The organism is Corynebacterium sp. MSK071 (genome assembly GCF_030232125.1).
GTDB lineage: Bacteria > Actinomycetota > Actinomycetes > Mycobacteriales > Mycobacteriaceae > Corynebacterium > Corynebacterium kefirresidentii.
In genome coordinates this window covers 151,478-175,271 of the sequence record NZ_JASPJA010000004.1, presented here as the reverse complement: position 1 = coordinate 175,271, position 23,794 = coordinate 151,478, and the positions used below count along the sequence as shown (strand labels likewise).

Annotated in this window: 24 protein-coding genes; 20 read left to right on the top strand and 4 right to left on the bottom strand. The window is 58.6% G+C overall.

Features of this window, described 5'->3' with window-relative positions; genetic code table 11:
• The first annotated feature begins 66 nt into the window (after positions 1 to 66).
• The 6 genes from QP990_RS04660 to QP990_RS04635 all read left to right on the top strand — a co-directional run bounded on the left by QP990_RS04660 (position 67) and on the right by QP990_RS04635 (position 5,072).
• A complete protein-coding gene (locus QP990_RS04660) occupies positions 67 to 459 on the top strand; it encodes an A24 family peptidase (protein WP_051138333.1) in 393 nt (130 codons plus the stop codon).
• Positions 460 to 527: 68 nt separating this feature from the next.
• Complete coding sequence (gene aroC / locus QP990_RS04655) at positions 528 to 1,739, top strand: chorismate synthase (RefSeq protein WP_034655830.1); 1,212 nt, start codon at positions 528 to 530, stop codon at positions 1,737 to 1,739.
• 3 nt (positions 1,740 to 1,742) lie between these two features.
• Positions 1,743 to 2,279, top strand: a complete 537-nt coding sequence (locus QP990_RS04650; protein WP_023021461.1) for a shikimate kinase — start codon at positions 1,743 to 1,745, stop codon at positions 2,277 to 2,279.
• Between the two features lie 64 nt (positions 2,280 to 2,343).
• Positions 2,344 to 3,414, top strand: coding sequence for a 3-dehydroquinate synthase (gene aroB, locus QP990_RS04645; RefSeq protein ID WP_284798538.1), 1,071 nt, complete (start codon positions 2,344 to 2,346; stop codon positions 3,412 to 3,414).
• 3 nt (positions 3,415 to 3,417) lie between these two features.
• Positions 3,418 to 3,846, top strand: coding sequence for a type II 3-dehydroquinate dehydratase (aroQ, locus tag QP990_RS04640; RefSeq protein WP_284798537.1), 429 nt, complete (start codon positions 3,418 to 3,420; stop codon positions 3,844 to 3,846).
• Between the two features lie 119 nt (positions 3,847 to 3,965).
• Positions 3,966 to 5,072, top strand: a complete 1,107-nt coding sequence (locus QP990_RS04635; RefSeq protein ID WP_023021464.1) for a Xaa-Pro peptidase family protein — start codon at positions 3,966 to 3,968, stop codon at positions 5,070 to 5,072.
• Here the strand turns inward: QP990_RS04635 and QP990_RS04630 are convergent.
• Positions 5,069 to 5,965, bottom strand: a complete 897-nt coding sequence (locus tag QP990_RS04630; protein ID WP_023021465.1) for a GDSL-type esterase/lipase family protein — start codon at positions 5,963 to 5,965, stop codon at positions 5,069 to 5,071. The genes QP990_RS04635 and QP990_RS04630 overlap by 4 nt on opposite strands.
• 263 nt (positions 5,966 to 6,228) lie before the next feature.
• Here QP990_RS04630 and efp point away from each other — a divergent pair, with 263 nt between their 5' ends.
• The 3 genes from efp to QP990_RS04615 all read left to right on the top strand — a co-directional run bounded on the left by efp (position 6,229) and on the right by QP990_RS04615 (position 8,397).
• Positions 6,229 to 6,792, top strand: a complete 564-nt coding sequence (gene efp / locus QP990_RS04625) for an elongation factor P (protein WP_023021466.1) — start codon at positions 6,229 to 6,231, stop codon at positions 6,790 to 6,792.
• A gap of 11 nt (positions 6,793 to 6,803) precedes the next feature.
• Complete coding sequence (nusB, locus tag QP990_RS04620; protein ID WP_284798536.1) at positions 6,804 to 7,433, top strand: transcription antitermination factor NusB; 630 nt, start codon at positions 6,804 to 6,806, stop codon at positions 7,431 to 7,433.
• Between the two features lie 109 nt (positions 7,434 to 7,542).
• Positions 7,543 to 8,397: a PPK2 family polyphosphate kinase gene (locus QP990_RS04615; RefSeq protein WP_284798535.1), complete on the top strand. Its 855-nt coding sequence runs from the start codon at positions 7,543 to 7,545 to the stop codon at positions 8,395 to 8,397.
• An 86-nt stretch (positions 8,398 to 8,483) separates the two neighbouring features.
• Here QP990_RS04615 and QP990_RS04610 read toward each other — a convergent pair whose 3' ends face one another.
• The 3 genes from QP990_RS04610 to QP990_RS04600 form a co-directional block, all read right to left on the bottom strand.
• Positions 8,484 to 8,996, bottom strand: coding sequence for a YbjN domain-containing protein (locus QP990_RS04610; RefSeq protein ID WP_023021469.1), 513 nt, complete (start codon positions 8,994 to 8,996; stop codon positions 8,484 to 8,486).
• Positions 8,989 to 9,480, bottom strand: a complete 492-nt coding sequence (locus QP990_RS04605; RefSeq protein ID WP_023021470.1) for a YbjN domain-containing protein — start codon at positions 9,478 to 9,480, stop codon at positions 8,989 to 8,991. Before QP990_RS04605 ends, QP990_RS04610 begins: the two co-directional genes overlap by 8 nt.
• 265 nt (positions 9,481 to 9,745) lie before the next feature.
• Positions 9,746 to 11,089 (bottom strand): TIGR01777 family oxidoreductase, encoded by a 1,344-nt coding sequence (locus tag QP990_RS04600; RefSeq protein ID WP_023021471.1) that lies wholly within the window; start codon positions 11,087 to 11,089, stop codon positions 9,746 to 9,748.
• A gap of 142 nt (positions 11,090 to 11,231) precedes the next feature.
• Here QP990_RS04600 and pyrR point away from each other — a divergent pair, with 142 nt between their 5' ends.
• The 11 genes from pyrR to metK all read left to right on the top strand — a co-directional run bounded on the left by pyrR (position 11,232) and on the right by metK (position 23,787).
• Positions 11,232 to 11,840, top strand: a complete 609-nt coding sequence (pyrR, locus tag QP990_RS04595) for a bifunctional pyr operon transcriptional regulator/uracil phosphoribosyltransferase PyrR (RefSeq protein ID WP_023021472.1) — start codon at positions 11,232 to 11,234, stop codon at positions 11,838 to 11,840.
• A gap of 2 nt (positions 11,841 to 11,842) precedes the next feature.
• Entirely contained in the window at positions 11,843 to 12,799 is a 957-nt protein-coding gene (locus tag QP990_RS04590; RefSeq protein WP_023021473.1) for an aspartate carbamoyltransferase catalytic subunit, read from the top strand.
• Between the two features lie 34 nt (positions 12,800 to 12,833).
• Positions 12,834 to 14,171 carry a dihydroorotase gene (locus QP990_RS04585; RefSeq protein WP_023021474.1) on the top strand — a complete coding sequence of 446 codons (1,338 nt, stop codon included), beginning with the start codon at positions 12,834 to 12,836 and terminating at the stop codon, positions 14,169 to 14,171.
• Positions 14,172 to 14,194: 23 nt separating this feature from the next.
• Positions 14,195 to 15,376, top strand: a complete 1,182-nt coding sequence (gene carA / locus QP990_RS04580; RefSeq protein WP_284798573.1) for a glutamine-hydrolyzing carbamoyl-phosphate synthase small subunit — start codon at positions 14,195 to 14,197, stop codon at positions 15,374 to 15,376.
• A gap of 25 nt (positions 15,377 to 15,401) precedes the next feature.
• Positions 15,402 to 18,743, top strand: a complete 3,342-nt coding sequence (gene carB / locus QP990_RS04575; protein ID WP_284798534.1) for a carbamoyl-phosphate synthase large subunit — start codon at positions 15,402 to 15,404, stop codon at positions 18,741 to 18,743.
• Positions 18,727 to 19,566: an orotidine-5'-phosphate decarboxylase gene (gene pyrF / locus QP990_RS04570; RefSeq protein WP_023021477.1), complete on the top strand. Its 840-nt coding sequence runs from the start codon at positions 18,727 to 18,729 to the stop codon at positions 19,564 to 19,566. Before carB ends, pyrF begins: the two co-directional genes overlap by 17 nt.
• Positions 19,567 to 19,825: 259 nt before the next feature.
• Positions 19,826 to 20,146, top strand: a complete 321-nt coding sequence (mihF, locus tag QP990_RS04565) for an integration host factor, actinobacterial type (protein ID WP_005328460.1) — start codon at positions 19,826 to 19,828, stop codon at positions 20,144 to 20,146.
• Between the two features lie 8 nt (positions 20,147 to 20,154).
• Positions 20,155 to 20,724 (top strand): guanylate kinase, encoded by a 570-nt coding sequence (gene gmk, locus QP990_RS04560; protein WP_023021478.1) that lies wholly within the window; start codon positions 20,155 to 20,157, stop codon positions 20,722 to 20,724.
• Between the two features lie 40 nt (positions 20,725 to 20,764).
• Entirely contained in the window at positions 20,765 to 21,067 is a 303-nt protein-coding gene (gene rpoZ / locus QP990_RS04555) for a DNA-directed RNA polymerase subunit omega (protein ID WP_005324891.1), read from the top strand.
• 130 nt (positions 21,068 to 21,197) lie between these two features.
• Positions 21,198 to 22,445 (top strand): bifunctional phosphopantothenoylcysteine decarboxylase/phosphopantothenate--cysteine ligase CoaBC, encoded by a 1,248-nt coding sequence (gene coaBC / locus QP990_RS04550; RefSeq protein WP_023021479.1) that lies wholly within the window; start codon positions 21,198 to 21,200, stop codon positions 22,443 to 22,445.
• Positions 22,446 to 22,554: 109 nt separating this feature from the next.
• A complete protein-coding gene (gene metK / locus QP990_RS04545) occupies positions 22,555 to 23,787 on the top strand; it encodes a methionine adenosyltransferase (protein ID WP_023021480.1) in 1,233 nt (410 codons plus the stop codon).
• Positions 23,788 to 23,794: the final 7 nt, after the last annotated feature.

Here is a 23,794-nt window from a genome sequence, read left to right as displayed (position 1 = left end):
TGCACAATTCGCCCTCTGAGTGAAAGCCTCGAGCGCTAGGCGGTACCTCGCTTTACTCTAAGTCCCGTGTTGATCTTTGGGGGAATTGTTTATTGCCTTTGGGCCGCGGCGCTGTCTTGGTGGGACTTGCGGCATCGCCGCTTGCCCGACTGGTTGACGCTGCCAGCCGCTGCGTTGTCACTTGTACTTGCCAACTGGGGCGGGCTGTGGTGGCCGGGGATATACCTCGTGCTTGGGCTGTCCCATGCAGGGGTGGGTGGCGGCGATATTAAGCTGGCCGTGCCCTTAGGGATGCTGGTAGGGCATTTTGCTGGGTTTATAGGGGTGGTGGCGGCGAGCGGCTGCGCGTCCCTGTTAACGCTCGGCTGGTCTGTGTGTGCTGGGCAGAAAGAAAGCGCGCATGGCCCCGCGATGTTATTGGCGGCGGCACTCGTCGTGGCTTGTGTTTACCCTTTTTGAGGGGGTGGAAGAATATATTGCGGGGCCAAGTTCATACCGGATTGGCCTCATCGTGCGATAATACCCGCATGCTTCGTTGGACTACTGCAGGTGAATCCCACGGCCAAGCTCTTATTTCTCTGCTGGAGCACATGCCCGCCGGGGTCCCAATTACCCGCGCCGATATTTCGCATCAGCTTTCCCGGCGCCGCCTTGGCTACGGCCGTGGCGCCCGCATGAAGTTTGAGGCTGATGGGGTTACCGTGCTCGGCGGAGTCCGCCACGGGCTGACTCTGGGTAGCCCTATTGCCATCATGATTGGCAATACGGAGTGGCCGAAGTGGACCACCATCATGTCGGCCGATCCACTGGATATGGACGATGAAGAAAATATAAAGGCCATGAATTCTGGACGGGGTGCAGCCCTGACTAGGCCGCGTCCAGGCCACGCGGATTTTGCCGGAATGGTGAAATACCGCCATAGTGAAGCGCGCCCCATTTTGGAGCGTTCCTCCGCGCGTGAGACTGCAGCGCGTGTGGCTGCCGCTACCGTCGCGCGCAACTTCCTGCGCGAGACCCTCGGCATCGAGGTACTCTCCCACGTCATTTCTATTGGGGCTTCTGAGCCTTATGAGGGCCCTGCGCCGGCGTTCGCGGACATCGAGGCTATCGATGATTCACCCGTGCGCGCCTGTGATAAGGAGGCAGAGGCCTCCATGATTGCAGAAATCGAAACCGCCAAGAAACAAGGCGATACCTTGGGCGGCATCGTCGAAGTCGTGGTAGATGGCCTGCCTATTGGACTGGGCTCGCACATTTCCGGCGATGACCGTTTGGATGCGCAATTAGCCAGCGCTTTGATGGGCATTCAGGCTATCAAAGGAGTGGAAATCGGTGATGGCTTCGCAGAGGCTCGGCGGCGCGGCTCCGCTGCTCACGATGAAATGGTGCGTACCGCAGAGGGCGTTTCCCGCCTCACCAATCGCGCAGGCGGCCTCGAAGGCGGCATGACTAATGGGCAGCAGCTTCGTGTGCGGGCGGCGATGAAACCTATCTCTACCGTCCCGCGCGCATTGCGCACCATTGATATGGAATCCGGCGCTGAGGCAACTGCCATTCACCAGCGTTCCGATGTATGCGCGGTTCCGGCGGCCGGCGTCGTAGCAGAAGCCATGGTTGCCCTTGTTCTTGCGCGCGCTGTGCTTGAGAAATTCGGTGGAGATAGCCTCGAAGAAACCTCTCAGGCTATTGCCGCGTATGATAGATACGTTTCGGACCGCCTTGCTTTTGACCAGGAGTAAGTTATGACCACCCCAACCGCAGTTACGGGCCAACCCCGCCCACGCGTTGTTTTGGTTGGCCCGCCAGGCGCGGGTAAATCCACACTTGGCCGCCGCCTATCCCATGCCCTGAGCTGTGAATTTACAGACTCTGACCACCTTATTGAACAGGCACAAGCAAAGCCTTGCGGGGAAGTCTTTAGCGAGCTCGGTGAGCAGGACTTCCGTGCGCTTGAAGCGCAACACGTTGCGGCCGCGTTGCGTACCGATGGGGTCGTAAGTCTCGGCGGCGGGGCAGTGCTCACGGAGTCCACTCGTGACCTCCTGGAGCGGCACACGGTAATTTTTTTGGATATTTCCCCTGAAGAAGGAGCAAGGCGCACCTCCGGTGATAGCAATCGGCCGGTTCTTGCAGCCGCTGACCCCCTCGAACATTACCGAAACCTAGTGGACGTGCGGCGCCCGTATTACCAGGAGGTTGCCGATTATCGAGTGCGCACAGATACCCGAACCCCGCAGCAGGTAGTAGGCGATATTCTCGGTTTCCTCGATACCCTTTAGCTGCCCGCTGCGCTCGTACTTGTTCCTCGCCATACTGCCTCGGCGGCGAACGGAAAGGACCACCATGCCCACCATTGCCGTTAATGGACCGCAGCCTTATAAAGTTCGCATTGGCGCCGGTCTCAATGAAGACATCGCGCAGCGCTGCGCGGAGATTGGCGCTAGCCAGGCAGGCATTGTCTTCCAACCGCCGCTGCGCGCCGCCGCCGAGCACCTAGCGGAACTCGTTGGGACCCAGGGGGTCGTGCCCGTGCTCATTGAGGTTCCCGATGCTGAGGCGGCCAAGCAGCTCAGCGTCGTTGGCGGTGTATGGGACAAGCTGGGGGAGAACGGCTTTAACCGGCGTGACGTCATCATCGGCCTAGGCGGTGGTGCCACCACCGATATGGCGGGGTTCGTGGCGGCTGGGTGGATGCGTGGCATCAAGGTTATCCAGGTGCCTACCACGCTATTGGCCATGGTTGATGCCGCCGTGGGCGGCAAAACCGGCATCAATACGGCGGCTGGGAAGAATCTTGTCGGCGCCTTTCACGAGCCGGATTCCGTCTTTGTGGATCTAGAGCGCCTTGACACTCTGCCCGAGACGGAAATCGTTGCCGGTTCGGCAGAGATAATCAAAACCGGTTTCATCCATGACCCGGTAATTCTGGAACGCTATGAGGACAACCCTGGGGCCTGCGTGGACCCGCAGGGCTTCTTGCCAGAATTAATAGAGCGCTCCATCGCAGTAAAAGCCGCCGTGGTAAGCCAAGACTTGAAAGAGTCAGGTATGCGCGAAACGCTGAACTACGGTCACACCTTTGGCCATGCTGTGGAGCGCCATGAGAACTACGGATGGCGCCATGGCAACGCGGTGGCAGTGGGCATGATGTTTATTGCCCACCTGTCGCATTCCCGCGGCCTCATTGACGCTCAACTGGTGGAAAAGCACCGCCGGATCCTGCACAGCATTGGGCTTCCCACGCGGTATAAGGCAGGCCATTTCGCCGACCTGTATGAGGCCATGACCCATGATAAGAAGAATAGGGGCGGAAAAATCCGGTTTGTGGCCTTGACTGGGGTGGGTGAGACCACCCGCCTGGAAGGCCCTAACTTGGAAGAGCTCGAGGCGGCCTACGCCGCGATTTCGGAGTAGAAGATGAAGATTATTGTTCTCAACGGCCCGAACCTAAACCGCTTGGGAAAGCGACAACCAGATGTCTACGGCTCAACCACCTTGGCCGATGTGGAGCGCATGATTGCCTCTCGTGCCGCCGAGCGCGGGGTAGAGGTGGATTGTTTTCAATCCAACCATGAGGGCGAGCTCATTGAGAAGGTACATGCCGCCGCGGATGCGGGCCATCCCGTGATTATCAACCCTGGCGGGTTTACCCATACCTCGGTGGCTTTGCGCGATGCCCTGGCTGAAGTGGCGGAGGGAGCCGGATTCGTCGAAGTACATATCTCCAATGTGCATGCGCGCGAGCCCTTCCGTCATCACTCCTATCTCAGTCCGATTGCCCGCGGTGTGATTGCTGGCTTGGGGGTCTTTGGTTACGTTGCGGCAGTGGACTACCTCTGCCAATAGAAGCGTCCCACTGGGCTTCGTGGCGTCCGGACAGAAAGAAAACGGCCCGACCGCGGTGGCAAGGTCGATATACTGGGTGAATACTTTTAATACCGCAGTCAACCCAGGAGGATTAAATCATGGCTTTGGCAGATACCCGCTTTAGTGACCGTCGCCGCAAGCTTGCCGCGACGCTAGCCAGCCAGCGCATCGATGCCGTTTTAGTAACCCACCTCACGCATGTGCGTTATCTTTCAGGGTTTTCCGGCTCCAATGGTGGTCTGCTCTTGCGCAAGGATCTTTCCGCGCAGGTTGCTACCGACGGCCGCTACACCACGCAGATTTCCCGCGAGGTCCCTGATTTGGAAGCTATTCAGGGGCGCGCTGTAGGCAAGGTGCTCCTGCAGCAATTCGCCGATGTGCAAGGACCGGTCCGCGTGGGCTTTGAGGCAGACTACCTGACGGTATCTGAATTGAAGGAACTCGAAGATTCGGCCCCAGAGTCAGTCACCTTGGTCCCTGTTACTGGCGTGATTGAAGATATTCGGCTGTTCAAAGACCCACTCGAGCTGGAAAAACTGGAAGAAATTGCCGCGCTGGCTAATCAGGCGCTGGAGGATCTCCTGGCCGCAGGCGAGCTGCGTGCCGGCCGCACGGAGCGCCAGGTGGCTGCCGATTTGGAGTACCGGATGCGCATGCTCGGCTCGGAGCGGGTGAGCTTCGATACGATCGTCGCTTCCGGTCCCAATTCGGCCATGCCACACCATGGTGCGGATGACCGGGTCATCGAGGACGGAGATTTGGTGACCATCGACTTCGGTGCGCATCTGCGCGGGTTCAATTCCGATTGCACGCGCACCTACGTCGTGGGCGCGGCGAATGACTTTGCTAAGGAAATTTATGATGTGGTGCTACGCGCCCAGAAAGCGGGCGTGGCAGCGTCGGTGCCAGGCGCTAAGCTTGCCGACGTCGACGCAGCTTGCCGCGACATTATTTCCGCCGCCGGCTATGGCGATTACTTTGTGCACTCGACTGGCCACGGAGTAGGCCTCGACGTACATGAGGCGCCCTTCGCCGCCCAGACCGGCAAAGGCGAACTCGCCTCGGGCATGACCTTGACCATCGAGCCGGGCATTTACGTGCCTGGCAAGGGCGGTGTGCGCATCGAAGATACCCTCATCATTACCGATGGCGCACCGAAGATCATAACTGCCGCGACGAAGGAATTTACTGAGCTACCCGCCTAGTGAGCCAGCACCTTGGAGTTAAGCAGCTGGGCGACATTGCGGTTGCCCAGGTGCGTGAGGTGATTAAAGAGGTTGTGCGGTACGGAGTACTCCCACTTACCGGAAATCCAGCGAGTGCTGTCCGGCGCGCACATGCCGTGATCAATGGAGTCGGCGCGTAGGTCGTAGTACTGGACACCGTTGGCACGTGCTGCCTTGTACATCGCGCTATTGACTTGGTCCTCGCCGGTGCGTACCAGGCCCGCGTAGTCCAGATTGAAACCGGCGTCGGTGGAGCCCGGCGCGGACGTGCGTACCGGGCATACGGCGCCGTTACGGGCGGAGATGGCGGGATACCCTACGACGGTGATGTGCGCATGAGGCGCGGCCTGACGGACGCGGTGGATGGAACGCTTCATGCCGTCAAAATAAGGATTAGCGGAAGATAGCGATGGCCGCAAAATTTCCTGGAAGTCGTTGGCGCCGAACTGAATCAAAACATTCTTGGTTGCACCATTGAGATCGTTATTGGCAATGGCCCCGTTTATCTGCTCCTCGAAGTCCTTGCGGTGCGACTGGCCGGCGGCTTTCGCGGCAGAACAGGCGTAGTTGGCTACGTGCTGGCCAGAAACCCGCTCCAGTTCGCGGCCTACATTGCTGTGACCCTGCGGGCAGCCCTGCGGGGAAGGTGCACCCGGGGTGTCTTCAATGCCATGGGTAGCAGACGAGAGAGCAGTGTCTGCTGCGGGGGACAGGCTGGAGGTTGTCCCGATCTGGCCATAGGTAGGGTTAGCGAAGATAGAATCGCCGAACATCACGGTTTGGGCATCCGCCGCCAGTGCTTGGGGAGCGCTAAGTGCTGCTAAAGCTGCGCCAGTCACGGTAGCCACAGCAGAAAGCTTTTTGAAAGGCATCGCAAAAATCCTTGGTAGAAATGTGAAAAATTAATTCGGCAAGACTGTACCGTACAGCCAGTTATCGTTGGATAAAAACCATTACGTGTCTGTTCTCCACCTGCTGCGTATGGTCACAAGCTGCGGAAGTTTCTCTTTTAGCCAAGATAGGGCAGAAGTGTGGGGTGGAAATGGGGGACCAGTAATACCCCGAAAGGCAGTTGTCCGGTAGGCTTGATCATTGTTTTCAACCTTTAGTCCACAATTTCGGGAGTTTAACCGCAATGGCTGATACTACTGATTTCAAGAACGGCCTCGTTCTGAAGATCGACAACAAACTGATGCAGATCGTTGAGTTCCAGCACGTAAAGCCGGGCAAGGGCCCAGCCTTCGTGCGTACCAAGCTTAAGGATGTTGTCTCCGGCAAGACCGTGGATAAGACCTGGAACGCAGGCGTGAAGGTAGAGACCGCTACCGTGGACCGCCGCGATATGACCTACCTCTACAACGATGGCACCAGCTACGTCGTCATGGATGAGAAGACCTTTGAGCAGTTCGAGCTCCCGCCGGAGAAGTTTGGCGATGCCGCTCGCTTCCTGCTGGAGAACATGCGCGTACAGGTTTCCTTCTACGAGGATGAGGCGCTGTTCGCAGAGCTGCCTATTTCCGTAGACCTCAAGGTCGAGCACACCGAGCCTGGCCTGCAGGGTGACCGTTCCTCCGGCGGCACTAAGCCTGCCACCTTGGAGACCGGCGCGGAGATCCAGGTTCCGCTGTTTATCGAGATCGGCAATGTTCTCAAGATCGATACCCGCACCGGTGAGTACCTCTCCCGCGTCAACAACTAGGGCATCTGGCTGTGTCTGATAACACCCCTAAGCGCGACATTAACTACAAGCGGCACACCGCGCGCTATCGCGCACGTCGCCGCGCCGCGGACATCCTATACGAGGCTGAGAATCGAGACATCGATCCCGTAGCCATCGTGGAAGACCGCATCGCTTTGGCGCGCGAAGATCGCAATGCGGTAGCGCCGATTGCCGAGTACACCAAGGTCATTATCAAGGGAGCAGCGGAAGAGCTTGACGTCATCGATGAGACTATCTCTCGCTACCTTTCCGAGGACTGGGAGCTACACCGCATTCCTGCAGTAGATCGTGCTATCCTGCGCGTTTCGGTCTGGGAACTGCTCTTCAATCCCGATATTCCTACTGCTACCGCTGTAGTAGAAGGCGTCGAAATCGCCTCTCAGTACTCCAATGAGCAGGCGGCACCGTATATCCACGCGGTATTGGACGATGTGGCCCAGTCCCGCTCCGCCGAAAGCCCAATGTCTGCAGAACACCAGGGCCTAGAAGAAGACGGGCACGATACTGCTGCGGCTGAAGACACGACGGATGCCGTGTCCCCGGCCGAATCAGCAGAGACTGCGAGCAACACAGCCGCTACTGATGAGGCCTCCGAACCAGCGGAAGACTCGGCCCAGTAATACCGGCGAGTAGTAGCCGCGCCCTTTAGCGTGAGCCATTTTCCGTCCGCGGCCGGCTTGGTTGAAATACCAGGCTGGCCGCGGGCGGTATTTTTGTACCATGGCAGGCATGAGCAAATTCAAGATTCATGATGCACTGGGCCTGAGGGCAGGGAAGAATTTCCGCCTCGCTGATGTGGACCCCACCTCTACACCAGGCTTCAGTGGCTCCAAATCCGACCTAGCTGATCGTTTCGGGCATTACGATGAAGAGCTTTACGACCTTCAGGAGCGTCTCTTTGCCAATGGCCGCGCCCACGAAGAAGGCGCTCCTTCCTTGCTCGTAGTTTTGCAAGGAATGGACACCTCCGGCAAAGGCGGCGCCATCCGTAATGTCTTTTCGGTCTTTGACCCGCAGGGCACCAAAACTGTCGGCTTTGGTAAGCCGACAGAGGAGGAGCTGGAGCACGACTTTTTGTGGCGCATTCGCAAACATGACCCCGTGCCGGGCCAGATTGTGGCCTTCGACCGCTCCCATTATGAAGATGTGCTCATCCAGCGGGTGCATAAATGGGTAGACGAAGACGAAGTGGACCGCAGTTTTGCAGCCATCCGGGACTATGAGCAGGAACTTGCCGGCAAAAACGTCAAGATTTTAAAGATATTCCTGCATATCTCTCCGCAGTTCCAAAAAGAAAACTTGCTGGAGCGCACCGAACGCGAGGACAAATATTGGAAATACGACCCATCCGATATTGAGGAGCGCGGATACTGGGACGAGTACATGGCTGCTTATGAAGATGCCATTCGCCGAACGGATGAAATCTGGGCACCGTGGTACGTAATCCCCACAGACAATAAGAAATATGCCCGCATGGCGCTGAAATTCCTCATCGTGGACGCGTTGCGCCACCTAGAGCTTTCTTGGCCCGCACCGAATTTTGATCCGGAAGAAGAACGCCAGCGCATTCTCGACGCCGAGTAATTGTGCACAAGAAAAGCTCCCTTTCTGCCGGCCATTCGCACGAGGAATGGAGGGCAAAGGGAGCTTGATTCTAAGGGCGGGCTTAGTTAACTCGTGGCGTCTCTTGCACCCGAGGTATTGCCTTCCTCGCCGGCCTTGCCAGCAGTTTCGGAGCCAAGCTTGGCCATTTCTTCCGCTGCAGAGACCATGGCGTCCTGTCCGCGGATTACGCCGTCTACTGCAGATTTTAAGGCCGCCTGCAACTGCTCGTCATTCATACCAGCGGCAGCGGGGATATCGCGCTCGGTGCGCACGACGAGCATGTCATCGTGCTCTGAGATAACCGCGCGCGCACCGAAAGCTACCGAGTTGATCTGGTTTGCAGCCAAGAATAGGCCAGCGTCGGCCTTGGAATAGGCGGCGTCGGTAGGCACGTCGCAACGAACGATAACGACGGAGTCTAGTACCGCGAACATGGTGGGCAGGCCATTGAGGTTAGCGGTGGCTGCGTCGATATCAGCGTCCATTGTGGTCAGCTCAATATCGAAGGTACGCATTGCCTCGATAACGCGGTCCAGGCTGATTTCTGGCAGGTTATTTTCCGTAGATGCATTAGTCATGGTTGTGCTCCTCCCAGGTCACGAGCTGTGGGTAATGTTCCTCGACGAAGGCGAAGGACTGCAGCATAGAGTCCAGGGTGGACATCACAAAGGAACCAATCTGGTTCCGGGATAGGCCGTGTGCCACATTAATTTCGCGTACACCGGAGACCGCGAGGTTGTTTTCTGCGGACTCGAAAAAGCGCAGGGTCGGTGCAAAGTGCTGCTGGTTCCACTGGTTGAGAACCATCAGCAGGCTAGGTCCCTCAGAAGAAGGGACGTTGCCGCGCCAAACAGAATCGGCGACGAGGACGTCATCGCGAACCTGCATAGCAATGGCAACATTGGAAAAGCCGGTACGCAGGATACGTACGGTCTCGTCCTCGCCTACAGGCTGCTCTTCTAGGCGGTACTCGAGGTTTTCGGACTCAAAGATCTCACCAATACGCTCGAGAGTAACGGGCTCTACCGGCGTATCGGGATACAGGGTTGGTTCTTCAGACACTTAAACAGTCTCAATCCATGTACTAATCGGGGTTAAGGTCAGCCCTTCCTAGCCTACCTAACTACACCCGTGCTTTCCGGCAGGAGAAGAACACCGCAGGTCTTGCTCGGAAGTTATATCGGGGTGGTGCAGTACGTGCGCGTTGCCGCAACGAGCTGCGATGGTGAATCACTGCCCACAACCTTTGGCTGACCGACAAATTGCGTCGCACTCCGGTGGCGCTGCGCCAAACGTGTCTGGGGCGTCCACGGGGAGTGGCCCGCAACTAGCAGAGGCTTTCGCCACCCAGTTCATGCGCCAAGGCGGCGTCGATAGTGGAGTAGCGGAAGCTATGACCGAGCTCGGTGAGCACGGTGGGGGCTACGCGCTGTTCTGCCAAGGCTAACTCCTGGGCGCCCTCGCGCCCGAGCAAGAGCGCAGGACCAAAGGAGGGCACGGGCACAATAGCCGGCCGGTGGAGCTCTTTGCCCAATGCAGCAACGAACTCCTTATTTAGGACCGGGTTGGGGGAGGCCGCATTGACCGGGCCGGAAAGCGAATCATCCACGATGGCGCGGAAATAGGCATCCGTAAGGTCATCGATAGCAACCCAGCTAAACCAGAATTTGCCATCGCCAAAGGGGCCACCCAGTCCGGTGGAGAAGAGGGCTCGCAGCAGCGGCAGTAGGCCGGAGCCGCCTGACATGGCAATGCCGGTGCGGATATTGACTACGCGGGTGCCCGCTGCGCGGGCGGGTTCGCAGGCGTCCTCCCACTGGCGCACGACATCGGCTAAGAATCCCTCTCCCGGTTCGGAGTCCTCAGTTAAGACTTCCTCGCCCCGGTTTGCGCCATAAAAGCCGATAGCAGAGGCGCACACCATGGCTTTTACGGATGGCGTTTCGCCGGCGATGCGAGCCAAGCTCCGGGTAGGGCCCACGCGAGAATCCCGAATGGCAGCCTTGTGTTCCTCATTAAAACGGCCGAAGATGGGCTCGCCCGCAAGGTGGACAAGGACGTCCACGCCGTCTAGCAAGTGCGGATCGGGGAGGTTGGTATTCCAGTGGCGCTGGCCACTGCCCGCCTTACCACGCACGAGCTGGATCACTGTATGGCCGGCGGTACGTAGCTGCGCGGTAAGCGCCGTGCCGACACTGCCGCGCGAACCTGTCATCGCAATGGTCAATGGTTGGGTATTAAGTCCTGCATCGCGCAGCCGCTTGAAGAAGGCAAAGTCTTCAATCAGCTGATGCTGACGATAGGCAAAGACTGATTTCAATGCGGCGGAAGGAACGCGCGTGTCCACCTCATCCGTCACCCGGGTACCGGCTGGGTCCTCGGCGAAGGTGTGGGTGTGGCGCCACTGAGTCAGCTGGCGCAGCGGGGAATTGACGCACTCATCACTAAAGGAATAACCCTCCTGGTAACGGGACAACACATGTTGTGCCTTCCACTGCAGGCCACCAGGCAAGCGCAGAATCGAAGTGCCATCACCCAGGCTCTGTGCTTGTTGCACTGGGGTCATAAAGGCGAACGGGGCGTTGAGCCGGGTGAGAGCACCTGGGCGGGTATGCCAGGCCCAGACATCTGTGCGGGGAGCAGGGACTACGTGCTGTGCGGAAAAGCTCACCGTCGAAGTACCTTTCTGGGTTGCCTCACCCGAATGGCGGGTGGGGTGCTAAAGTATCTTGTGTCTAACACCATAGACACTTTTGAGACCATCTATCGGCATCCTTTAAAGACCGCACCGTGAGGCGGGGAAGGAGGTCACGATGAGTGAAACTAACGCTACCGCGAAACAATTGGAGCTTTTAAGCTCCGATGATGTCTCGCGTACCGTTGCACGCATCGCGCACCAGATTATTGAAAAAACGGCGCTCGATTCCGCGGAGGCTCCGCGGGTCATTCTGCTTGGCATTCCCTCTGGTGGCGTGCCGCTAGCACAGCGTCTTGCACTTAAGATCGCAGAATTTTCCGGGGTAGAAGTCCCATGGGGCTCCCTCGATATCACCCTCTACCGCGATGATTTGCTCAATAAGCCGCATCGCGCATTGCAACCCACCACCATTCCTACCGGCGGTATCGATAACGCGATTGTCATCCTGGTTGATGATGTTTTGTATTCCGGCCGCACGATTCGCGCCGCCCTTGATGCGCTAAGCGACGTTGGCCGGCCCGATATTATCCAGCTCGCAGTTCTGGTAGACCGCGGCCACCGCGAAGTTCCCATCCGCGCAGATTATGTGGGCAAAAACCTGCCTACCGCGCGAGATGAAGACGTCACCGTATATAACAATGAGATTGACGGTCGAGACGCGGTCGTGCTGACCCGAGCTGCCGTCAACCTCGATGCCGCAGGCACTGAGAAGGGGGAGGCATAACCATGAAGCACCTCATCGATATGGCGGAGCTCGATAAGTCTGAAATTATCGGCCTGATGGATGAAGCGGATCGCTTCCGCGAGGCCCTCGAAGGCCGCGAAGTTAAAAAGCTTCCTACCTTGCGCGGGCGCACCATCTATACGCTTTTTTATGAAAACTCCACTCGCACCCGTTCCTCCTTTGAAACGGCCGGCAAGTGGATGTCGGCGGACGTCATCAACCTATCCGCCTCTACCTCCTCGGTAAAGAAGGGCGAGTCCCTGAAGGATACGGGCCTTACCTTGGCCGCCATCGGCGCCGATGCGATCATCATGCGTCACCCTTCCTCTGGTGCACCGCAGCAGCTGGCCCAGTGGGTAGCCCCTGAGGGCAGGGGCCCCTCCGTTATCAACGCCGGTGATGGCGCCCACCAGCACCCAACGCAGGCGCTGCTTGACGCGGTAACCATGCGGCAACGACTCGGCTTGCAGGGCGAGCAAGGCTTTGCCGGTCTCAAAGTGAAAATTGTGGGCGATTGCCTGCACTCGCGCGTGGTGCGCTCTAACGTGGATTTGCTTAACACGCTGGGGGCAGAGGTAACCCTCGTGGGGCCAGCTACGCTCATGCCCTTCGGGGTGGAGAATTGGCCGGTGCGCGTGTCCTATGACTTTGATGCAGAGATCGCCGAGGCCGATGTGGTCATGATGCTGCGCGTGCAGCAAGAGCGCATGAATGGCGGTTTCTTCCCGTCCCACCGCGAATACGCCAACCTCTTCGGCCTGTCCAAGGACCGCGCGGCGGCCATGCACAAAGACGCCATTGTCATGCACCCTGGTCCTATGCTGCGCGGCATGGAGATCAATTATGGCGTGGCCGATCTGGATAAAACCGCCGTCCTGCAGCAGGTACACAACGGCGTGCACGCCCGCATGGCCGTGCTGTTTACCCTGCTGACCAATGGCGAAAACGCCGGCATTTAATATCGCGACCCGCAATCAACCTTAGGGAGAGAAAATGACTACTTACCCAGAAACCGGTCGCCTTTCCGCGCCGGCGGAATCCCCACTTGTGATTAAGAATGTGCGCTTGTATGGCGAAGGCGAGCCCACCAGTGTGCTGGTTAAAGATGGCGTTATTTCAGCCATTGGCGGTGACGTTGCGGCACAAGACGCTAAGGTCATTGATGGCGAGGGCAACGTTCTGCTACCGGGGCTCGTGGATATGCACGTGCACCTGCGCGAGCCCGGCCGTGAGGACACCGAAACCATCGAGACCGGTTCCAAGGCTGCCGCTAAGGGTGGTTTCACCGCCGTGTTTACTATGGCCAATACAAACCCGGTGACCGATCAGCCGATCATCGCGGAATCCGTGTGGGCTAAATCCCAGGCCTTGGCGCTTTGCGACGTCCACCCAGTGGGCTCTATTACCAAGGGCCTGGAGGGCAAGACCCTTACCGAGTTTGGCATGATGGCCCGCTCGGATGCCAAGGTCCGCATGTTCTCCGATGATGGCAAGTGCGTCCAGGACCCGCAGCTGATGCGTCGCGCCTTGGAATACGCCAAGGGTATGGATGTACTGCTGGCTCAGCACGCCGAGGATGACCGCATGACCGGGGGTGCTTCGGCGCACGAAGGCGAGACCGCAGCCAAACTAGGCCTGCGCGGCTGGCCGCGCGTGGCGGAAGAATCTATCGTCGCCCGCGATGCCCTCTTGGCGCGCGACTATGGCAATCGCGTACACATTTGTCACGCGTCCACTCAGGGAACCGTGGAGCTGCTCAAGTGGGCCAAGGAGCAGGACATCCCGCTGACCGCTGAGGTCACCCCGCACCACCTGTTGATGACTGACGATAAGCTGCGCACCTACGATGGCCTCTTCCGCGTTAACCCGCCGTTGCGCGAGGAGCGCGATACCGAAGCCCTGCGCCAGGCGCTGCTCGACGGCACCATCGACTGCGTGGCCACTGACCATGCCCCGCACGGCTCCGAGGACAAGTGCGTGGAGTTTGAAAATGCCCGCCCAGGCATGCTGGGCCTGGAATCTTCCCTGGCCGTTATCGCCAAAATCTTCGTTGAGACCGGGCTGGCCGATTGGCGTTTTGTCGCCCGCGTCATGTCCGAGCGCCCGGCGGAAATCACCCGCCTGCCGGGTCACGGCCGTCCCATCGCAGAAGGCGAGCCCGCGAATTTGACCATTGTGGACCCAGCCCACCACTGGGTGTCTGATTCCTCCAAGCTGGCATCCAAGTCCGAAAACAACCCGTATGCAGGTGAAGAGTTCGGCGCCCGCGTTACCCACACCATTTTGCGAGGAGCCGTCACTTTTGACTTGGCAGCCTCCGAAGAAGACTAACCTTGCACACTGAGACCACCTATATGGCAGAGAAAGGCCACGACGTGACTGATAGAACCCCAGCAATCCTCGTTCTCGCGGACGGGCGCACCTTCCGTGGTTATGGCTTTGGTGCCACCGGCACCACCTTGGGTGAGGCCGTATTTACCACGGCGATGACCGGCTACCAGGAAACCATGACGGACCCGTCCTACCACCGCCAGATTGTGGTTTCCGCAGCGCCGCATATTGGCAATACCGGGTGGAATGACGAGGACAATGAGTCCCACGGCAACCGTATTTGGGTTGCTGGCCTCGTTATCCGCGACCTCGCCCAGCGCGTATCCAACTGGCGCGCAGAGCGCAGCCTGAGTGAAGAGATGGAGAAGCAGGGCGTCATCGGTATTCGCGGCATCGATACCCGCACCTTGGTACGCCACCTGCGCAACTACGGCTCTATCGCCGCCGGACTCTTTTCCGGCGAGGATGCGCAGCGTCCAGTAGAGGAGCTGCTAGAGAAAGTTAAGTCCCAGGACTCCATGGAGGGCGCTGACCTCGCCGCGGAGGTATCTACGGACGAGCCCTACTCGGTTGAGGCCGTGGGGGAGAAGAAGTACACCGTCGTTGCCTTCGATATGGGTGTGAAGACCGCGACCCCGCGCCACTTCTCGCAGCGCGGGATTGAGACCATCGTTGTGCCTGCCAATACCTCCTTTGACAAGGTGAAGTCCTATAACCCGGATGGCGTCTTCGTCTCCAATGGCCCGGGCGACCCGGCTACGGCCGATGAGATGGTAGGCATCATCAAGCAAGTACTTGAAGCAAAGATTCCGTTCTTCGGCATCTGCTTTGGCAACCAGCTCCTCGGGCGCGCGCTGGGCCTGGATACCTACAAGATGAAGTTCGGTCACCGCGGCATCAACGTTCCGGTGCGCAATAACTTAACCGGCAAGATCGACATCACCTCGCAGAATCACGGCTTCGCGCTCAAGGCACCGGAAGGCTATGACCTAGACAGCAAGGACGCAGAGTTCGCCACGGACTTTGGCCTCGCGCAGGTCACCCACATCTGCCTCAATGACGACACCGTAGAGGGCGTTGCTTTGAGGAATGGCATGGCCTATTCCGTGCAGTATCACCCCGAGTCCGCAGCTGGACCGCACGATGCCAATCCACTTTTTGATCAGTTCGAAGAACTGATGGCTAACCACACCCCGAATAAGTAAACAACCAGGAAAAGGAAGAAAAACTATGCCAAAGCGCAACGACATCAACCACGTCCTGGTCATCGGCTCCGGCCCTATCGTCATCGGCCAGGCCTGCGAGTTTGACTATTCCGGCACGCAGGCCTGCCGCGTGCTCAAGGAGGAAGGCTTGAGGGTGACCCTGGTCAACTCCAACCCGGCCACCATCATGACGGACCCCGAGTTCGCGGACCACACCTACGTCGAGCCCATTGAGCCGGACTACATCGAAAAGATTCTGGTCAAAGAGCAAGAAGAGGGCCACCCCATTGACGCCGTGCTGGCCACCCTGGGCGGTCAGACCGCGCTGAATGCGGCGGTTCAGTTGGACCGCAAGGGGATTCTGGACAAGTACGGCATTGAGCTCATCGGCGCCGATATTGACGCCATTGAGCGCGGCGAAGACCGCCAGAAATTCAAGGATATTGTCGCCTCCATTGGCGGCGAGTCCGCTCGCTCCGCGGTATGCCACAACATGGATGAGGTACACGAGACCGTCGACAAGCTCGGCCTGCCTGTAGTGGTCCGCCCCTCCTTTACCATGGGTGGTTTGGGCTCAGGTCTGGCCTTCAATAATGAGGACCTAGACCGCATTGCCGGCGGCGGCCTGGCCGCGTCCCCTGAGGCCAACGTGCTTATTGAGGAGTCTATTCTCGGCTGGAAGGAATACGAGCTCGAGCTCATGCGCGATGGCGACGACAACGTCGTGGTCGTGGCCTCCATCGAAAACGTTGACGCCCTCGGCGTGCACACCGGCGATTCCGTTACGGTTGCCCCAGCGCTGACCCTGACCGACCGTGAGTTCCAGAAGATGCGCGACCTTGGTATCGCGATTATCCGTGAGGTCGGCGTCGATACCGGCGGCTGCAATATCCAGTTCGCCGTCAACCCGGATGATGGCCGCATTATCGTCATCGAGATGAACCCGCGCGTGTCTCGTTCCTCCGCGCTGGCGTCCAAGGCCACCGGTTTCCCCATTGCCAAGCTGGCTGCCAAGCTCGCCATCGGCTACACCTTGGATGAGGTACAAAACGACATCACCGGCGAAACCAAGGCCGCATTCGAGCCCACCTTGGACTACGTCATTGTCAAGGCCCCGCGCTTTGCCTTTGAGAAGTTCCCAGGCGCAGACGATACCTTGACGACCACCATGAAGTCCGTGGGCGAGGCCATGGGAATTGGCCGCAACTACATCGCGGGCCTCAATAAGGTCATGCGTTCTTTGGAAAACAAGCCCAATGGCTTCTGGACCAAGCCAGATGAGTACTTCGCCGGCGAGCGCGCTGGTGACCTCAAGGCGGTACTCAAGGATCTAGAGCGCCCGACCGAGGGCCGCATGTACGACATTGAATTGGCCCTGCGCCTCGGCGCCTCGGTGGACGAGGTCCATGAGGCTTCCGGCGTAGACCCGTGGTTCATTGCTGAGCTGGCCACGTTGGTCGCCTTCCGCCAGGAGCTTATCGATGCCCCAGTGCTCACCGAGGAGCTGCTGCGCGAGGCCAAGGTCTTTGGGCTTTCCGACGCCCAGATTGCCGCCCTCCGCCCCGAATTCAACGGCGAAGATGGCGTACGCAGCCTGCGCTGGCGCATGGGTATCCGCCCTGTCTACAAGACCGTTGACACCTGTGCCGGCGAGTTCGAGGCACAGACCCCATACCACTACAGCTCCTATGAGCTTGATCCGGAAGCCGAGACCGAGGTTCGCCCCGCACCGGAGGGCTCCAAGGGTAAGGTCATTATTCTGGGCTCCGGACCGAACCGCATCGGTCAGGGTATCGAATTTGACTACTCCTGCGTGCACGCAGCTCTCGAGCTCTCGGAGCAGGGCTATGAGACCGTCATGGTCAACTGCAACCCAGAGACCGTGTCCACTGACTATGACACCGCGGACCGCCTCTACTTTGAGCCGTTGACCTTCGAGGACGTTATGGAGGTCTACCACGCGGAGGCCGCTTCCGGTGATGTTGCCGGCGTCATTGTTCAGCTCGGCGGCCAGACTCCACTGGGCCTTGCAGCCCGATTGGAGGAGGCAGGAGTACCAGTTGTTGGCACCAGCCCAGCAGCTATTGACTCCGCTGAGGACCGCGGCGAGTTTGGCAAGGTCCTCGACGAAGCCGAATTGGCAGCACCAGAGTATGGCACCGCCACCTCCTTTGCTGAGGCGCGCGAGGTTGCCTCCTCTATCGGCTACCCAGTATTGGTCCGCCCGTCCTATGTCCTGGGCGGCCGTGGTATGGAGATCGTCTACGACGAAAAGGCGCTGGAAGACTATATCGAGCGTGCTACCGAGCTTTCCCCGGACCACCCGGTCCTGGTGGACCGTTTCCTAGATTCCGCGATCGAGATCGACGTCGACGCACTCTGCGACGGCAACGAGGTCTACTTGGGCGGTGTGATGGAGCACATCGAGGAAGCCGGCATCCACTCGGGTGACTCTTCCTGTGCACTGCCGCCTATGACACTGGGACCAGAGGATATCGAAAAGGTCCGTACCTCCACCCGACTTCTAGCGGAGGGTATTGGCGTCAAGGGCCTGATGAACGTTCAGTTCGCCCTGAAGGACGACATCCTCTACGTCATCGAGGCCAACCCACGTGCTTCCCGTACCGTGCCATTTGTCTCCAAGGCGACCGGCGTTCCACTAGCTAAGGCAGCTTCTCGCGTCATGATGGGCTCTACCATCGCGGAGCTGCGCGCCGAAGGCATGATTCCTTCTGAATATGACGGTGGTTCCTTGCCGCTGGAGCACCCGATCGCAGTCAAAGAAGCGGTCTTGCCGTTTAACCGCTTCCGCCGGACCGATGGCAGCCTGCTCGATACGCTGCTGTCGCCGGAAATGAAGTCCACCGGTGAGGTTATGGGCTTGGCTACCAACTTCGGTGCGGCCTACGCCAAAGGCGAAATCGCTGCCTTCGCCGTGCCGCCTACGGAGGGCACTATCTTCGTATCCGTCGCCAACCGGGACAAGCGCACCTTGATTTTCCCGATCCAGCGCTTGGCGAACATGGGTTACAACATCGTCGCTACCGCCGGTACGGCGCAGATGCTGCGCCGCAATGGCATCGAATGTGAGGTTGCCGCCAAGGTCTCTGAGGCTAAGGAAGGCGAAGAGTCCATCGTGGATAAGATCTTCAACGGTGAAATCGACTGGATTCTCAACACCCCTGCGGGCTCTGCAGGCGCGCGCCACGACGGTTACGATATCCGCGCTGCCGCGGTCCACATGGAAATCCCGCTGGTAACCACCGTGCAGGGCGTAACCGCAGCCGTCCAAGGTATCGAAGCGATGCGCATTGGCAACCTGCAGGTACGCGCGCTTCAGGAGCTTGAGCATGGCCCACAAAACTAAGGGATTTGGTGAGCTGCTTGAGGCAGCGGGCCAGGCGCGTGGTCGCCTCTGTGTGGGTATAGACCCGCATCCGTATCTGCTGGAAAAGTGGGGACTGGAGCCCACCGCTGATGGTCTTCGGACCTTCAGCATGCGCTGCGTAGAAGCCTTCAGCGATACCGCTGCCTTGGTAAAGCCGCAGGTTGCCTTCTTCGAGCGCTTCGGTTCCCAGGGGTTTGCGGTCCTCGAGGACGTCTTGGCGTCCCTACGCGAGGTGGGATGCCTGACCGTGGCCGATGCCAAGCGTGGCGATATTGGCTCGACCATGGCCGGCTACGCAGATGCTTGGCTAGGTGATAGCTCACCCCTGCGCGCAGATTCGGTGACCGTGTCTCCCTATCTAGGCGTTGGTGCGTTAGGCCCGGTGTTTAGCAAGGCCGAAGAAACCGGACGCGGCGTATTCGTCTTGGCGGCTACCTCCAACCCGGAGGCACGTGCCATCCAAGCCGTCCCAGTAGGCGAGGAGAGCACCATCGCACAAGGAGTGGTCGATGAATGTGCCGCGCTCAATGTAGCGGCGCACAAGGCCGACAAGCCGGGAGACATCGGGGTAGTCGTTGGGGCTACTTTGGACAATCCACCTCGCCTGGATGCGCTCAATGGCCCGGTTCTTCTGCCAGGCGTTGGCGCCCAAGGTGCTGGCCCAGAGCAAGTGCACAGCATTGTCTCTGCTCGGCCATCGCTGGGATTCGCGAACGTGTCCCGAGCAGTATTGGAACAAGGCCCTGCTCTCGCTGACCTGCGCAAAGCGGTGAATCGCGTGGCTCAGGAGTTCCGGGACTAAAAGGGGCGGCGTGGCAGATTACTGGCCGCGCTGCTTACCTGGTACTTTGTTTAAGGTATGTGCGGTGACGTGCTAAAATAGGCGTGCTTTTGGACCCGCTAATCGTCACCGTTCAATGAGCAGTGCTAGGATTACAAGAAGTCGGTTTGCCCGAAGGTTATTGATAACTTTCCGCGGTGTATAAACTGCGTTAGGCAACCGTAATCTGGTACCAAGTACTAGACGTAACAGAATCAATCTAATGAATCGGAGGAAACCCGTGGCCCTTCCAAAGTTGACTGATGAGCAGCGCAAGGAAGCTCTCGCAAAGGCCGCTGAGGCCCGTAAGGCTCGCGCTGAGCTCAAGGCTGCGCTCAAGCGCGGCGAGACCGACCTGAAGGACGTGCTCGAAAAGGCTGAGACCGATGAGATCATCGGCAAGACCAAGGTTTCTGCACTCCTCGAGGCTCTGCCGAAGGTTGGCAAGGTCAAGGCTAAGGAAATCATGGAGGACCTGGAGATCGCTCAGACCCGTCGTCTGCGCGGCTTGGGTGAGCGTCAGCGTCGTGCTCTCCTCGAGCGTTTCGGTTACGGCGAATAGTTACAACCATGGCTGACGCAACTGCACGCGGTCGCCTCGTCGTTCTGGCGGGGCCATCCGCAGTGGGAAAATCCACCGTGGTTTCGCGTCTGCGCAGTGACGTCGAGGGGCTGTACTTTAGCGTGTCGATGACTACGCGCCAGCCCCGTCCCGGGGAGCAGGATGGTGTCGACTACTTCTTCGTCACCCCAGAAGCCTTCCAGCAGCGAATCGACGCCGGGGAAATGCTCGAATGGGCTGATATTCACGGTGGATTGCAGCGCTCTGGAACCCCTGCTCAGCCGGTAGAGGAAGCTTTGGCCGCAGGACGCCCAGTGCTCGTTGAGGTTGATCTTGCGGGCGCTAGGAGTGTTAAGAAAGCACTGCCGGAGGCAGACTTGGTCTTTTTGGCACCCCCATCATGGGACGTGCTTGTGGAGCGGCTCACCGGCCGCGGTACCGAGCCGCAAGACGTCATTGACCGTAGGTTGCAAACTGCGCATGAGGAACTAGCCGCACAGGATGAGTTCGACCACGTCGTTGTTAACGAGGATTTGGACCAGGCAGTGGCTGCCATCAGTGATATCCTGCAGGCATAGACCTCCTTTTTGACCATCTTCAATCAATGTAAAGGTGCATGTGACTAACGTGACCACCCCTTCTAACACTGAAGCCGCAAAGGCGGAGCCAGTATTTGATGATCCGATCGGCATTACTGATCCCCCGATCGATGAGCTTTTGGACAAGGTTTCCTCTAAGTACGCTTTGGTCATCTTCGCTGCTAAGCGCGCCCGCCAGATCAATAGCTACTACCAAGAGCAGGATGAAGGTGTCTTCGAATTCGTAGGCCCACTGGTTACTCCAGAGCCAGGCGAAAAGCCTTTGTCCATCGCATTGCGCGAAATTGACGCTGGCTTGCTGGACCACGAGGAAGGCAAGTAGCTAGCGCACAAGCGTGCAATAGCTTGTAGGCTCCACGCGTCGCCACGGACGTGTATCCCCGGCTAGGGGTGCACCTTCCCGGGGCGGCGAGTGGGGCCTTTCTTTGTGCCGCCAGGTACCATCGTGCGGTGTGATTGAAAAAGATAGCTCTCGCAATATTGTTGTAGGCGTTGCTGGCGGCATCGCCGCCTACAAAGCGTGCCACCTTGTGCGCAATCTCAAGGAGGCGGGCGATGATGTGCGCGTTGTCCCTACGGAAAGCGCACTAAACTTTGTTGGCGCTGCAACGTTTGAAGCCCTGTCCGGCCACCCGGTTTCCACCAGCGTTTTTGAGGCTGTGGATGAGGTGCAGCACGTTAACATCGGGCAGCGGGCGGATGCTGTGGTAATTGCGCCCGCAACTGCGGATCTAATCGCGCGACTGGCCGCCGGTCGGGCTGATGATCTACTTACGGCGACCGTGTTGGTGGCGACGTGCCCGGTCATCATTGCTCCGGCCATGCATACAGAGATGTGGCACAATCCCGCCACGCAAGACAACGTCGCTACTTTGCGGCGGCGCGGTATTACGGTTATTGAGCCCGCCCATGGCCGTTTGACCGGCAAGGACTCAGGTCCTGGTCGCCTTCCGGAGCCGGAGCAGATTGCTGAGGTAGTGCGCACCGAATTGGCTGGTTACCGGGTTGAACATACCTGGCAAGACAAAAGGGTAGTCATATCAGCGGGAGGCACCCAGGAAGAACTGGACCCAGTGCGGTACTTGGGTAATCGATCTTCTGGTAGGCAGGGATTCGCGCTCGCGGAATGGGCCGCCCAGAAGGGGGCTCAGGTCACCCTTGTGGCTGGGAATACTGCGCAGCTGCCTGTCCCCAGCGGTGCGAAGGTGCGCCACATTGTTTCCACCCGGGAACTGGAGGAAGCGATGCACGAAGAGGCCCGTGATGCGGACGTGATCATTATGGCTGCCGCAGTTTCTGATTTCCGCCCCGCGGAGGCAGCTGAGTCAAAGATGAAGAAGGGGCAAGCAGACGACGCACTCTCGGCCCTACATTTGGTAGAAAACCCGGATGTCCTCAAAGGGCTTGTGGCCGCACGAGAGCGCTCGGAGATTCCGGCGGAGTGTGTGATTGTGGGGTTTGCCGCCGAAACGGGTGACGCCCACAAGTCTGCCTTGGAATATGCCCAAGAAAAGTTTGTTCGCAAAGGCTGCGATGTGCTTATGGCCAATGAGGTCGGTAGGGCCAAGACCTTTGGCCAAAAGTCGAATGAGGGATGGATTTTGCGGCCAGAGTCCGCGCCGCAACGGGTGGAACATGGCTCGAAACAAGTAGTCGCCGCACAGATTTTGGCGGCTGTGAATGAAATGTTTCGGGTGTAGACAGCTAAAATTGCATTTATAGACCGCTTGGTCTAGGATTGCGAGGTATTAGGCTTGGGCGTAGAAAACCCACAGCATCGAATCAACAGTGAGAACGAAGGAAGTTTTTGTGACTGATAACGCTGCAGTGGCAACTCGTCTTTTTACCAGCGAGTCCGTTACGGAAGGCCATCCCGATAAGATTTGTGACGCCATCTCGGACGCCATCCTCGATGCCCTGCTGGAAAAGGATCCCGTATCCCGCGTCGCCGTTGAGACGTTGGTTACCACCGGTCAGGTTCACGTGGTGGGAGAGGTACGCACCGAGGCATATGTAGAAATCCCGGCGCTCGTGCGCGATACCCTAAAGTCCATTGGCTTTACCTCCTCTGAGGTGGGATTTGATGGCAATACCTGCGGTGTCAATATTGCCATCGGTGAGCAGTCCCAGGAGATCGGCGCCGGCGTAGATAACTCCACCGAAGCCCGCGCCCATGACGAGGACTATGACGAGGAAAATGACACCGCTGGTGCAGGTGATCAGGGCTTGATGTTCGGCTATGCCTCCAATGAGACCGCCGAGTATATGCCCCTGCCTATCGCCTTGGCACACCGGCTTTCTCGCCGCCTGACGCAGGTGCGCAAGGAGGGCATCGTGGATCACCTGCGTCCGGATGGCAAGACCCAGGTGACCTTCGCCTATACCGATGACAATGAGCCTTCCCACCTAGATACCGTGGTGATTTCTACTCAGCACGATACTGAGGTTGATAGCGCTTGGCTGGAGGGCCCATTGCGCAGCGAGGTCCTTGAATGGGTCATTAAGGACGCGGGCTTGGAGAAGTACTACACCGAAGACACGACGTTGTTGGTCAACCCTTCAGGGTCTTTCATTCTCGGTGGACCCATGGGTGATGCCGGTCTTACCGGCCGGAAGATCATCGTCGATACCTACGGTGGTATGGCTCGTCACGGCGGTGGCGCCTTCTCCGGTAAGGACCCCAGCAAGGTAGACCGCTCCGCTGCTTATGCAATGCGCTGGGTGGCTAAGAATATCGTCGCCGCTGGTTTGGCGGATCGCGCCGAGGTTCAGGTTGCCTACGCAATTGGTCGTGCTAAGCCGGTGGGCTTGTACGTGGAGACTTTCGGCACTGCCAAGGAAGGCCTGAGCGATGCGAATATTCAGGCTGCGGTAAATCAGGTATTCGACCTGCGTCCAGCCGCGATTATCCGCGAACTCGACCTGCTACGGCCCATTTATGCCCAGACTGCGGCCTACGGTCACTTCGGACGCACCGACGTTGAGCTGCCGTGGGAGCAGTTGAACCGAGTAGAGGCACTGCGCGCTGCCGCCGGTCTGTAAAATCGGG

What these genes read in the sequence shown, in the direction of transcription:
- aroC (WP_034655830.1), top strand. Translation starts at nt 528, where the DNA reads ATGCTTCGTTGGACTACTGCAGGTGAATCCCACGGCCAAGCTCTTATT.
- QP990_RS04650 (WP_023021461.1), top strand. Translation starts at nt 1,743, where the DNA reads ATGACCACCCCAACCGCAGTTACGGGCCAACCCCGCCCACGCGTTGTT.
- aroB (WP_284798538.1), top strand. Translation starts at nt 2,344, where the DNA reads ATGCCCACCATTGCCGTTAATGGACCGCAGCCTTATAAAGTTCGCATT.
- aroQ (WP_284798537.1), top strand. Translation starts at nt 3,418, where the DNA reads ATGAAGATTATTGTTCTCAACGGCCCGAACCTAAACCGCTTGGGAAAG.
- QP990_RS04635 (WP_023021464.1), top strand. Translation starts at nt 3,966, where the DNA reads ATGGCTTTGGCAGATACCCGCTTTAGTGACCGTCGCCGCAAGCTTGCC.
- QP990_RS04630 (WP_023021465.1), bottom strand. Translation starts at nt 5,965, where the DNA reads ATGCCTTTCAAAAAGCTTTCTGCTGTGGCTACCGTGACTGGCGCAGCT.
- efp (WP_023021466.1), top strand. Translation starts at nt 6,229, where the DNA reads ATGGCTGATACTACTGATTTCAAGAACGGCCTCGTTCTGAAGATCGAC.
- QP990_RS04615 (WP_284798535.1), top strand. Translation starts at nt 7,543, where the DNA reads ATGAGCAAATTCAAGATTCATGATGCACTGGGCCTGAGGGCAGGGAAG.
- QP990_RS04610 (WP_023021469.1), bottom strand. Translation starts at nt 8,996, where the DNA reads ATGACTAATGCATCTACGGAAAATAACCTGCCAGAAATCAGCCTGGAC.
- pyrR (WP_023021472.1), top strand. Translation starts at nt 11,232, where the DNA reads ATGAGTGAAACTAACGCTACCGCGAAACAATTGGAGCTTTTAAGCTCC.
- QP990_RS04590 (WP_023021473.1), top strand. Translation starts at nt 11,843, where the DNA reads ATGAAGCACCTCATCGATATGGCGGAGCTCGATAAGTCTGAAATTATC.
- QP990_RS04585 (WP_023021474.1), top strand. Translation starts at nt 12,834, where the DNA reads ATGACTACTTACCCAGAAACCGGTCGCCTTTCCGCGCCGGCGGAATCC.
- carA (WP_284798573.1), top strand. Translation starts at nt 14,195, where the DNA reads ATGGCAGAGAAAGGCCACGACGTGACTGATAGAACCCCAGCAATCCTC.
- carB (WP_284798534.1), top strand. Translation starts at nt 15,402, where the DNA reads ATGCCAAAGCGCAACGACATCAACCACGTCCTGGTCATCGGCTCCGGC.
- pyrF (WP_023021477.1), top strand. Translation starts at nt 18,727, where the DNA reads ATGGCCCACAAAACTAAGGGATTTGGTGAGCTGCTTGAGGCAGCGGGC.
- gmk (WP_023021478.1), top strand. Translation starts at nt 20,155, where the DNA reads ATGGCTGACGCAACTGCACGCGGTCGCCTCGTCGTTCTGGCGGGGCCA.